The sequence below is a fragment of the Paenibacillus sp. GM1FR genome, from assembly GCF_002803315.1.
GTDB classification, from domain to species: domain Bacteria; phylum Bacillota; class Bacilli; order Paenibacillales; family Paenibacillaceae; genus Paenibacillus; species Paenibacillus amylolyticus.
The window spans coordinates 92,742-104,563 of record NZ_MKZL01000012.1 but is presented as its reverse complement, the minus strand read 5'-3'; the positions used below and the strand labels follow the sequence as shown (position 1 = coordinate 104,563).

Annotated in this window: 11 protein-coding genes, 2 rRNA genes and 1 riboswitch; of the genes, 6 read left to right on the top strand and 7 right to left on the bottom strand. The window is 47.2% G+C overall.

Translation table 11 applies throughout. The features are described 5' to 3' along the window. From PAEAM_RS12220 to PAEAM_RS12200, 5 genes are all read left to right on the top strand, one after another. Positions 1-173, top strand: a 23S ribosomal RNA gene (locus PAEAM_RS12220); the annotation flags it as partial. Between the two features lie 79 nt (positions 174-252). Then, positions 253-369 (top strand): 5S ribosomal RNA (rrf, locus tag PAEAM_RS12215). 185 nt (positions 370-554) lie between these two features. Further along, positions 555-1,178 carry a deoxynucleoside kinase gene (locus PAEAM_RS12210; RefSeq protein ID WP_036613258.1) on the top strand — a complete coding sequence of 208 codons (624 nt, stop codon included), beginning with the start codon at positions 555-557 and terminating at the stop codon, positions 1,176-1,178. Then, on the top strand, positions 1,175-1,831 hold the full coding sequence (locus PAEAM_RS12205) for a deoxynucleoside kinase (RefSeq protein ID WP_036672670.1): 657 nt from the start codon (positions 1,175-1,177) through the stop codon (positions 1,829-1,831). The genes PAEAM_RS12210 and PAEAM_RS12205 overlap by 4 nt, the downstream gene beginning before the upstream one ends. A 325-nt stretch (positions 1,832-2,156) precedes the next feature. After that, on the top strand, positions 2,157-2,639 hold the full coding sequence (locus tag PAEAM_RS12200; protein WP_051447298.1) for a hypothetical protein: 483 nt from the start codon (positions 2,157-2,159) through the stop codon (positions 2,637-2,639). Between the two features lie 557 nt (positions 2,640-3,196). On the opposite strand, the gene PAEAM_RS12195 is transcribed toward PAEAM_RS12200, so the two are convergent. The 7 genes from PAEAM_RS12195 to PAEAM_RS12165 form a co-directional block, all read right to left on the bottom strand. Then, positions 3,197-3,940, bottom strand: coding sequence for a MerR family transcriptional regulator (locus PAEAM_RS12195; RefSeq protein ID WP_100527731.1), 744 nt, complete (start codon positions 3,938-3,940; stop codon positions 3,197-3,199). A gap of 322 nt (positions 3,941-4,262) precedes the next feature. Then, on the bottom strand, positions 4,263-4,928 hold the full coding sequence (gene thiE / locus PAEAM_RS12190) for a thiamine phosphate synthase (protein ID WP_100527730.1): 666 nt from the start codon (positions 4,926-4,928) through the stop codon (positions 4,263-4,265). Then, positions 4,928-5,740 carry a bifunctional hydroxymethylpyrimidine kinase/phosphomethylpyrimidine kinase gene (thiD, locus tag PAEAM_RS12185; RefSeq protein ID WP_047841697.1) on the bottom strand — a complete coding sequence of 271 codons (813 nt, stop codon included), beginning with the start codon at positions 5,738-5,740 and terminating at the stop codon, positions 4,928-4,930. The genes thiE and thiD overlap by 1 nt, the downstream gene beginning before the upstream one ends. Further along, positions 5,737-6,549, bottom strand: coding sequence for a hydroxyethylthiazole kinase (gene thiM, locus PAEAM_RS12180; RefSeq protein WP_100527729.1), 813 nt, complete (start codon positions 6,547-6,549; stop codon positions 5,737-5,739). The genes thiD and thiM overlap by 4 nt, the downstream gene beginning before the upstream one ends. Positions 6,550-7,427: 878 nt before the next feature. After that, positions 7,428-8,501, bottom strand: a complete 1,074-nt coding sequence (locus tag PAEAM_RS12175; RefSeq protein ID WP_100527728.1) for an ABC transporter substrate-binding protein — start codon at positions 8,499-8,501, stop codon at positions 7,428-7,430. Positions 8,502-8,668: 167 nt separating this feature from the next. Beyond that, positions 8,669-9,499, bottom strand: a complete 831-nt coding sequence (locus PAEAM_RS12170; RefSeq protein WP_100527727.1) for an ABC transporter permease — start codon at positions 9,497-9,499, stop codon at positions 8,669-8,671. After that, positions 9,489-10,253, bottom strand: coding sequence for an ABC transporter ATP-binding protein (locus PAEAM_RS12165; protein ID WP_100527726.1), 765 nt, complete (start codon positions 10,251-10,253; stop codon positions 9,489-9,491). Before PAEAM_RS12165 ends, PAEAM_RS12170 begins: the two co-directional genes overlap by 11 nt. A gap of 159 nt (positions 10,254-10,412) precedes the next feature. Beyond that, positions 10,413-10,515: riboswitch (TPP riboswitch) on the bottom strand. 218 nt (positions 10,516-10,733) lie between these two features. Here PAEAM_RS12165 and PAEAM_RS12160 point away from each other — a divergent pair. After that, positions 10,734-11,609 (top strand): radical SAM/SPASM domain-containing protein, encoded by an 876-nt coding sequence (locus tag PAEAM_RS12160; RefSeq protein ID WP_036606150.1) that lies wholly within the window; start codon positions 10,734-10,736, stop codon positions 11,607-11,609. Positions 11,610-11,822: the final 213 nt, after the last annotated feature.

Here is an 11,822-nt window from a genome sequence, read left to right as displayed (position 1 = left end):
GTAGCTATGTACGGACGGGATAAACGCTGAAAGCATCTAAGCGTGAAGCCCCCCTCAAGATGAGATTTCCCAGTATGTAAGACCCCTTGAAGACGACGAGGTAGATAGGCTGGGGGTGGAAGTGCAGCAATGCATGGAGCTGACCAGTACTAATCGGTCGAGGGCTTATCCAATAGCAAGTTGTAATTCGCATGTTTCGTTTCGAATCTAGTTTTCAGAGAACGATCTCTGAAATGTAAGCTAAGCGTTGCGTTTGGTGGCGATGGCGGAGGGGTTCCACACGTACCCATCCCGAACACGACCGTTAAGCCCTCTAGCGCCGATGGTACTTGGACCGCAGGGTCCTGGGAGAGTAGGACGCCGCCAAGCAACAGGAAGACACACTTGATGATATCGAGTGTGTCTTTTTTATTTTAATGTAATTCAATAGTTGTGATTTGACTTGTTATATACATAAAATACTGGCGTTCCAATCCTTAAAGCTGTGATACAATAGGTGAGGTCTATATAGAAAACGGAAACACGCATAAGTACGAGGAGGAACAGTGAACACGATGAAATCAGCCCCGTTTATTGCCGTGGAAGGTCCAATCGGAGCGGGGAAAACAACGCTGGCAACGATGCTTTCCCATGAATTGAATCTTCCGTTAGTTAAAGAAATCGTAGAAGAGAATCCATTTCTGGCTTCCTTTTATCAGGATATCGACGAGTGGAGTTTCCAATTGGAAATGTTTTTTCTGTGTAATCGGTTTAAACAACTGGAAGACACGGGCGTTCATTATGTAGAGCAGAGTACCCCAGTCATTTCAGACTATCATATCTATAAAAATATGATTTTTGCCGATCGTACCTTAAAGGGAACGAAACGGGATAAATATCGTCAAATCTATCATCTGTTAACAGATGATCTGCCAAAGCCCAACCTGGTGCTCTATATTGAAGCTGAACTCGATACGTTGATGTACCGCATTAACAAGCGTGGACGCTCATTTGAGCAGGATATGGACCCGGCATATATGGAACAACTGATCGCCGATTACAAAACAGGCATGGACTATCTGGCAAATAGCTCAAATCCGCCAGTAATCATTAAGGTCAATGCAGAGCAACTCGACTTTGTGGAACATCCTGAACACTTCAGGCAAATTGTTAATCAGGTAAAGGAGTATATCATATGAATAACTATGGCATTCCAACGAATGCATTAATTACGGTAGCAGGTACGGTTGGGGTGGGCAAATCCACGTTAACGGCTGCACTTGCGCAGCGTTTGAACTTCAAGACCTCTCTAGAGCAAGTTGATCATAATCCATATTTGGAGAAGTTCTATCATGACTTTGAGCGTTGGAGCTTCCATCTGCAGATTTATTTCCTGGCAGAACGCTTCAAGGAACAGAAAAAGATTTTTGAACTAGGTGGGGGATTCGTACAGGATCGTTCCATCTATGAAGATACGGGCATTTTTGCACAAATGCATGCAGATCAAGGAACCATGTCTGCTACAGATTTTGAGACATACAGCAGTTTGTTTGAAGCGATGGTAATGACACCGTATTTCCCACATCCAGACGTGCTGATCTATCTGGAAGGCAGTCTGCCTTCGATTTTAAACCGAATTACGGAACGTGGACGCGAGATGGAGATTCAGACGGATCGTTCGTACTGGGAGCATATGCACGAGCGCTATTCCGTGTGGATTGATCAGTTTACAGCTTGCCCTGTGCTGCGTCTGAACATTGATGAGTATGATGTGCATGATCCGGCATCGGTGGATGCCATTTTGGCACAGATTGCAGCTGTCATTCAGCCTTCCAAGGAAGTGCAAAGGTAAGATAGAGAGAGGTTTTCAATGTAGTTTTCTCGGTTACATTGGTTATATTTATGATACAGATATGGACAACATCCCTTCTACGGCTATTATGCTGTTGGAGGGGTGTTTTTTTATGTGCCAAGGGAATAATTATGAGAGGTTTGTGGACAAAACTAAAATGATATTCGAGCGAATAAGGAAATAGATGCTTAATATATCTTTTCTATTATGTAAATACATGGTACCAAAAGTAGAAAAATGTTGAATAATAAGTCTTTTTGTGGTTTCATAGGAAAGGTGAATTCTGGAAAAGAAGCATATGCATGACTCAGGAGGGAAAGACAACGTGGAAGAGAAACAAGGAGTTAAAATCGGAATGCCGATCATTGGTGGCTTAATTGCAGCCATTCTGGGAGGCATCGTATGGGCAGCTATTGCTGCAATGACCGATTATGAGGTGGGATTAATTGCGATTCTGATTGGAGCGCTCACAGGTTACGCAGTTGTGTTGTTCTCCAATAAACAAATTGCGACGGTACATAAGATTATTGCCGTACTGTTTGCACTTGTCGGCATTTTGTTGGGGAAATATCTGACGGTGGTTTATTTTACTTCCGAACTGTTTGGTGATGTAGGCGTGATGGAACTTGTGTTTGATAGCGAGATGATCAGTGCGTTTGTGGAAACCTTCCAGGACTATTTCAGTCAACCGATTGATTTGTTATTCATCGTGCTTGCGATTGTGTCTGCATGGCAGATTCCTGGCCGGATGGCGAGAACCAGTTTAGCTACAGATGCATCTTCATCGGATCATGCGCCAAGAGCTTAATCGGATAGACAGTCGACGGCTGCAGCAAAATGAAGAACGTTTGACAGAAGAAACTTAATGCTCATCATCCTAAGCACTTATGAAGTTATATCGAAGGACTGGAAGCAGAAGAAAAACATAGTAAAGAGCATCTACTTTAAAAGATATTTATAAAGTACTCAGAGTGAGCAGCAGTTAGGCATGTTCACATTGCGGCTGAGTTACTTTCATACATAGGGACGATACGCCTGAGGGTGTACGTCCCTTTTGTGTATCCACCAGGTAGGGATGGATATGGCTCATAACTTTTGCAACAATTCGGATCGATTTAAATTACTTACCACATAACTCTAGTAAATATTCAGCATGTTCATAAGGTTAATTACAAGAACGATATGGTCACCTCAGGTGGTAGGTTCAAATATCCGAATGGTCATTTACAGCGAATAAAGCTGATGACGAGAGATTACTTTTACCACTAGAGGACAGAGCTCTAAGTTCCAGACTATCGTTTACAGTACACATCTGACGACAATGAGAGTTGAATAATACTGTATGTGGTCGAAGACAGGTCTATATTATTTGTTTTGGTCAGCAAATACAGCCATAGCATCTCTCATAAATACTGCCAAACCATCGCCAAACTGATCAATATTGCGTGTGAAGCGTTCATCGTCCACGTACATCTGACCAAGTCCCCTGAAGGCTTCAGGCGAGTAGCTTCCCATCTGATTCAGCCAGGTGTACCATTCTTGAATACCAGCCTGTGCCTCGGCAGATGCTGGTTCTGTGTGACGAAGTGCGGCTAGACGCTTGTAGATTTCGTTCATTTGATTGGATAGAGCCTTCTGATCTGTGGTTGATTTACTGTGCAGCTTCTGATTTGCGTGATCGACGGCATGGTCTCCCCAACGTTCCCGCGCTTCTTGTTCATACGGATTCTGGCTAAAATCAAATCCTTCGAATTTTTCTTTGGCTGTCATTTTAATTTCTCCTCTCACGTGTAAAACCGTTCTATCAATGGTAGCAATCATCTGGTCCAAGCGTTGGCGCTTCTCCAGCAGTATAAGTCGATGCATTTTAAGTGCTTCTTCCGGATTGAAGGAGGGGTTGGTTATAATGTTTTTGATCTCCTTCAGAGAGAAGTCGAGTTCCTTGAAAAACAATATCTGCTGCAACCGTTCCAGGTTGGCATCTGAATATAATCGATACCCGACAGAAGTTACTTCGTCCGGTGTTAACAATCCGATCTCATCATAGTGATGCAGTGTGCGCACACTGATCGAGGCAAGTTCGGCAACTTCTTTTACCTTCATGGCCATGTGTGAAACCTCCTTACAACACCGATTGTACAGTGTCACGTTACGTGAGAGTCAACCGTTGAAAATGAAAAAACAAGATGCGAGCATGGAAGCTGCATCTTGATCATGGATTGGTGAATAGATGTGAATATGTGTGATGAAATTATTGTAAAATTCAGTCACTGTAGGGGAGCGGCTGTGCTTCTATGTCGAAGACATGGGTTGCTGCCGCGCCGCGGGGGTGTTTTGAGGCTCCTCTGTTATGGAGAGGAGCGTGAGCAGTTGTGGGTTGCACCATGTATGCGGTGCAGCCCACGGGGCTGGCAGTGCAGGGAGAGCAGGGCTACGCCTGCATCCCGCGCACTGCCGTAGCGAACTGCGCAGCCGCTGCGCGCACGTCGGCCGCGCCCGCGATGGCGGAGATGACGGCTACTCCGTCGGCTCCAGCCGCCATCACGGCGGCCGTGGTATCGGGCGTAATGCCGCCGATACCCACAATCGGAACTGCGATGCCTGCGGCGCGCAGTTCCGCCACCCCTGCGGGGCCCAGCACAGCATGGGCATCCGCTTTGGAGCGCGTCGGGTACATGGGCCCGACGCCAAGGTAGTCGGCGCCCGCCTGCAACGCACGGCGCGCCTCATCCACAGAGTGGGCGGATACGCCAAGCATCCGCCCATCTCCAATGCGGGCGCGTACCTGCGCCGCGTCCGCATCATCCTGGCCGACATGCACGCCGTCGGCCTCCACCGCTACAGCCAGCTCCACATCATCGTTCACGATGAACGGGACCCCGTGCTGGCTGCACACCTCGCGAAGCCGCATCGCAAGTGTGATGCAAGCTTCGCCAACCAAGGCGCCAGTACCCTTTTCACGGAACTGGAACAGCGTGATGCCGCCGGCAATGGCCTGGCGCAGCACTTCCACAGGGTCTTGCTTTGTATTGACGCTGCCCATCACTAAATACACCTGCATCGCGCGTCGTACCGCTTCTGCATCCCAAGGGCGCATCACTGCTCACCCCGCTGTCTGCGCTGATACGCAAAATGATTTGTCGGCCCATGTCCGGCCCCAATCCCCAGCTCATCTTCGATGGCTGCCTGAATGAATGCTCGCGCGGTCGTAACGGCAGCCAGAACAGGTGAACCCTTGGCTAACTCTGCGGTGATGGCAGCAGAGTATGTGCACCCCGTTCCGTGTGTATGACGTGTTACCACACGAACATTCTCCAGATAATGAAAAGACTGCCCATCGTAGAGCACATCCACGATCATGCCACTTCCTTCATCATGACCACCTTTGACCAAAGCATACGTTGAGCCCATCTGTACAATCCGTCTTGCGGCTTCTTCCCGCTGGCTCAGATTGGTGATAGACATCCCGGTAAGCAGTTCCGCTTCCGGAATATTGGGTGTTGTGATCAGGGCATGGGGCAACAGATCAGTAACCAACGCCTTTACAGCTTCCTGCTGGAGAAGGGGGGCGCCACCTTTGGCTACCATCACAGGGTCGATGACCAGATTTGACCAACGGTATTGCTGCCATTTCTCAGCCACTAGACGAATAATCTCGGCACTATATAACATGCCGGTCTTCGTTGCGGTTGGTTGAAAGTCTTCGCCGGTCGAGTCCAATTGCTGGGCAATGCCATCGTAAGGGATGGGAAAAACGCCCTGCACACCAGTTGTATTTTGGGCAGCAATAGCGGTGATAACGGTCATGCCGTATACACCAAGTTCTTGGAATGTTTTCAGATCGGCCTGAATGCCTGCGCCGCCCCCGTTATCGGAGCCTGCAATGGTGAGCGCTTGAGCAATACTCATACTGCACCTCCACGGATCTGACGGGTCTGTGCGCGTTCTGCCAAGAGGTCTGGTGTTACTTGTGCCAGTTGATTCAACAATTCAATCTGGAAGCTGCCCGGCCCCTGATGAGCTGTCCGCTCTGCCGCCAGTTCAGCTGCTACACCATAAAACGCTAGCGCTTCAACAACACTGCCTAGAAGATCGGCTCCTGATTCCGCTATGGCTGTAAAAGCGCCAATCACTGAACTGAGCAGACAGCCAGCACCTGTGACCTGAGTGAGCAGGGCATGACCATTACTCGTGAGGAATGTGGATTGTCCATCAGTAATAATATCTTCTTTTCCGGTAATGACCACGACACAGCCAAGTTTATGCGCTGCCCGCTCCGCAATGCCGATTCGGTCGCCCTCACCTGATCCTGCGTCCACACCTTTAATACTCCAACTCTCACCGATGACATTAGCGACCTCTGCCACATTGCCGCGCAGTACCGTGAGACGAAGTTCACGAATGAGCATCTGCACGGTTTCCGTGCGATAGGTGGTTGCGCCAGCTCCAACCGGATCAAGCACCACAGGCACGTGATGCGCATTAGCCGATTGGCCTGCCAGACGGATTGCCTGAACGACTTTGTCATCGAGTGTACCGATGTTGAGTACCACGGCTCCTGACATCTTGGCGACATCAGCGACCTCTTCATGAGCATAGGCCATAAAAGGGGACGTACCGAGTGCAAGCAGACCATTGGCTGTGAAGGGAGCCACGACAAGGTTAGTGATATTGTGTACCAGCGGATTTTGCGTACGAACACGTTCCAGATAAGACATATAATTTCCTCCTTGTTTTGAAGTAACCCGATCGGCGGAAGTCCGATATCTGGAGTCACTCAACAGAATAATAGGATATGAGTTGCCTTGTTGAGTTGGGGCACAGAGTCTAACAACAGCCAGATGCATTAATGCGGGAAAAGCAGAAACGTAAAATCTAAATCAATTTCATAACTCACTAAAATGAATTTTTGGAACTGGATATAGACAAATTGAATCATTCTGATCGATATCTAGCGAAACAATAAAAAACGAAACGATACAAAATACAGAAAGTGAACAGAGTGAATTTCTCCAAACTCAGGCAAGAGATAGTGTGATGGATGTTAGCATCCAACCGGTGTCTTGAAGTCTAGGCTGGTCGATACCCAACTGATTTGGGCATGATCGGGCACGACTGGTCAGACGATGTTTCTAAAGAACACAGGACGTCTTATTTGGCTGTCAGGTCCTCCTTTTGAAATGTAAGGAACATCAGACACGTTATTCCCAGAATCTCCTGACCAAAACGCTGCAAACAGCTATTTATTCTGATATAACATGTTTCAGGTTCTTTAGATTTCTGCAACCGCTCCAAATCCCTGAATAGGACGCCTCAGATTCGTTAGCGGTCGTAGCATGCTCTGTTTCGATCAAGTTAAGGAGCGTTTCAGCTCCCAGTAGGCTTGAAGATAAGCGCTAATTACATTACCAAATACATATCAACAAGTCACCCAAACGCATATCAATCTGCCCAGATGCACATCAAGCCACTTAGGATTGTTATAAATTCTGATCCTCCGATGCTTGCTTCAGGCCAATTCCATTCCACAAACCTGTATGCATCCAATCCTCACGTTCTTGCTAACTTTTCCTTCATTCACATTGCTCTCCTTTATTTACTCTCCTTGCAGAGTAATAAAAGCATCCTCGGCTTTCACCGATTCAGGAATCAAATCCTGTTCAACGAGCCATGCACGTACATTTTCCCACGATTCCATTTCCTGCCGACCAAATGGTTGGCCTTCTTCATTCATGAGTGGCAGTAAAATAGCCAGGCTTTTGGTTTCGATCTCCGGGTCAAGCGGTGATGTTTCATTCTCATGAGCGAGCAGAATACTCAAGGCTTCTTCTGGATGCTCAGTCACATATTTCTGTCCTTCCTGGACCGCTTTGACGAACCGGGTAAGTTGGTCTTTTTTTGCTTCAATGCCAGCTTCACTTGCAGTCAGGACCAATTCATAATAATCAGGCACACCATAATCGACGGGGTTAATCGATTTCATGGCATGTCCTTCTTTCTCCAAAATCAATTGTTCATGGTTAATAAAACCACCCATAATCGCATCCGCTTGTCCGGAAGCCAGCGAAGGAATCAGATCGAACCCAACGTCGACCAGATTTATGTTGTCGGGATTGCCGCCATCCTTACTGATCATCGTGCGTACCATCGCTTCGTACAGAGGAATGGAGGAATAACCAACAGTCTTTTCTTCAAGATCTTTGGGTGAACTTACGTTGCCATTTGCTTCGGTCAACAGATGCACAAGCGGGTGGCGAACAACAGCAGCAATGGAACGTACAGGAATGTTCTCGCCACGCGCGAGCAAAATTTGGGGCTGGTAGCTTAGGGCCAGATCAATTTTTCCGGCAGCAACAAGTTTGAGCGAATCATTGGTATCCGCAGGCATCTGAATATCGACATCCAGACCTTGGTCTGCAAAGTATCCTTTTTCCTGAGCCACATAGATGAAGGAGTGTACTGCATTCGGGTACCAGTCGAGCATGATAGACAGTTTATCTTTGGCGTCTGATGTTGGTTCGGTTGCAGACGGATCTGTTTGCTGTGTATTGGTTGCCGAATCTGTTGTTGGCGTATTTTGGCTAGTGTCTGTGGTGCTGCATCCGCTAACGATCAGCAAAAGGCTAATGAGCATGATGGGAAGCAGGGAGTATATACCTTTGTTATTCATAAATGAAGTACCTCATTTCATCGTTTTGGTTTGTAGAAAATGGGCAACAGCATGTTAACGATAATGTGACAGTGAACTGATTAAAGATGTTGCTGAAATTGTGCATAAGATATGTTTTGTTTTGAAGATTGTAACTACTGTATTTACATCTAATTTCTGTCTAAGTATTATCCAACCTTTCTTTTGCCTCCATGACGATGACGCCGTATGCTAAATCGTTTCTCCAGCCAGGTAATCAGTATAAACAAAACGATCCCAAGCAGGGATAACAGCAAAATGGCGGCAAACATCGCATCCGTGTTCATGTTGCTGGACATACGACGGCTGAAGTACCCTAGACCTTTGCTACCACCGAGCCATTCGCCAATCGTTGCCCCAACCACGCAGTACACCACAGACATCTTTAGCCCCGAGAAAAAAGAGGGAAGTGCCAGCGGAACCTGGAGTTTGCAAAAAATATCCCACTTGTTGGCGCCCATGGTGAGCAGTAGTTCACGCTGCTCCGGATCGCCTTGGCGGAGTCCATCGTAGGTACTGACCACAATGGGGAAGAATGCGATTAAAAATACCACCGCGACTTTGCTCCACAACGTGTAACCAAACCACAAGATAAATACGGGGGACAAGGCGATCAGCGGGATGGTCTGACTAATTACAATGAAGGGATATAGGGCCTTTTCAATCGACCGGTTCATATGCATGCCTGTTGCCAGCGTAATTCCAGTCACTATGGACAAGCCAAAACCAACAATAACCTCCATAAAGGTAGCAGGCAGATGGATGGTCAACAGCAGACGACGATGTTCAACCAGTGAGCCTATGATGGCCGTGGGTGCAGGAATGATGAAGGAGGGCACCCAACCCATACGCACACTCACTTCCCAGATCGCCAGTAATAAGAACATGAGCATAATAAACAAACCATATTGGGAAAACCAGTTCGAGAGCCACTTCGAACACCACGTCCAGACGCTAACCTCAGCTCTATCATTTTGCATGCAATTGTTCCTCCAGTTGTTGCCTCATCTGCACGAGAGCCGGTTCGTAGATCATGTCCGAATGCCTTGGGCGTGGTAAAGGAACCGTCATCTCCCGCAACTGCTGACCTTGCCCCCCTGGAGTTAACAGAATGATACGGTCACTTAACAGCAGGGCTTCTTCAATGTCATGTGTAATGAACATCACGGTTTGGCCAAAGCCCTCCCACAGCTCGAGCAACCAGCGATGCATTTCTCGTTTGGTTAAGGCGTCGAGTGCACCGAAGGGTTCATCCAGCAACATGAGCTGCCCGCCTGTAAGCAAGGTACGAAGCAATGCGACCCGCTGCCGCATGCCGCCGGATAACTCATCTGGATAGGCCTGCTCATAACCGGACAAGCCGAACCTTGCCAATCCTGCGATGATATCGGCTCGTAGTTTGTCCTTGTCCTGTCGGCCTGGTGCAAGCTCGGCAGGTAGCATGCAGTTCTCCATGACGGTACGCCAGGATAACAGCAGATCTTTCTGCGGCATATAGGCGATTCGTCCGAGCCGTTGTCCTTGCGGTACACCAGCTATATCGATGATGCCAACGGTTGGCTCATGCAAGCCTGCGAGCAGCTTGAAGAGTGTGCTTTTACCTGACCCGCTGGAGCCAATGAGCGAGACAAATTCTCCTTGTTGGACCTGAAGCGACACATTGGCGAGCACGGGTGAATCCTTTTTTTCAGGAAAAGCGAAGCTAACGTTCTCAATGGTTACATGGTTGTTCATCTGATCCTCACCCCCTTGATGTCAGACTGCTGGAATAACAACGGCATCCTATACTCTGCAAAAGGAACAAAAAAAGACCCACCCATTTCCGGAGAAATGAGTGGGTCTGTAAGTTAAATCAGCAATTTATCTTCACATACATGAGAAAATTCCGCTTACTAAAAGGCCGCTCCACTTCCCTCCGCTGGTATGATCCAGATCAGGTTCAAAGGGTCCGAATAGTCATATTCGTCTCAGCCGCAAGGCTCCCCTAGTGCAAAAGTTCAAGATATGCAGTTGTCTGTTCAGCATATATCACTTGAACATGAACTGTAAAGAGGCAGCATGATGGAATTCTTGAGATGAACTTGGAGTCAGACCCGAACAACTGAACAATTTACCTGGGCTCCCTAACCCGATATAATAGGGGTGGCGCATATTGGCCGGATCACAAAATGCAGGTGGGATTGTTCTCCCTCCTAGGCAGAATGGGGACCCGAGTTGAAAACGTTCAAAAAAGTATATATTGAGATCACGAGTATCTGCAATCTGGCATGCAGCTTCTGTCCGCAGACACAGCGTGCCAAAGGATTCATTGACCCTGAAGTCTTCAACAATATACTGGATCAAGTTAAACCACACACCAATCATATTTATCTACATGTCAAAGGCGAACCCTTGTTGCATCCCAAAATAGATTTGTTGCTCGATTCCGCACATGAGAAGGGACTCAAGGTGAACATTACAACGAATGGTACACTGCTGCCCAAGACTCAGCATAAATTGCTTGGCAAACCAGCGCTGCGGCAGATGAATTTCTCTCTGCACAGTTTCGATGGGCATGAAGGTTCAACAGACCGTGACGGATACCTGCGTCATATTTTGTCCTTTGTACACGAGGCCGTTAAGCACAATGTCATCATCTCATTCCGACTTTGGAATCTGACGCAGGATAACTTCACAAATGCTCAGATGAATCGAAATCGGGAGACCCTTGAAGTATTGGAACGTGAATTCAATCTGGATTTCCGCATTGAGGAAAAAGTGGTTCCAGGCAGTGGGGTCAAAATTGCCCCGAATGTATACCTGAATCAGGACCATGAGTTCCAGTGGCCAAGTCTGGATGCACCTGAAGATGACGGTAAAGGCTTTTGCCATGCACTTCGCGGTCAGGCAGCTGTGCTTGTAGATGGAACGGTGGTTCCATGCTGTCTCGATGGCGAGGGTGTGATTAACCTGGGTAATGTGCACGAGAAGTCATTCTCGGAGATTATTGAGGGTGAGCGAGCGAACAATCTGGTATATGGCTTCTCCAAACGCGAAGCTGTAGAAGAGTTGTGTCGAAAGTGCGGTTATCGTCAGAGATTCGGAGCCTAGAATATATAAATTCACTTAAAAACGAACCTACCGAAAATATTTTTTTCGGTAGGTTCGTTTTGTCTTTATTGCGAAATTATTTAGATAATAAGAATTGAAATCAATTCAGGATAACAACTTTTTTGTAAAATCATAGTTTATTAATCTTGTTTTTATGAATTTGCATGGTATTATTATCCTATTGATTAGGAGGTGTATTAGTTCTAAAGATTC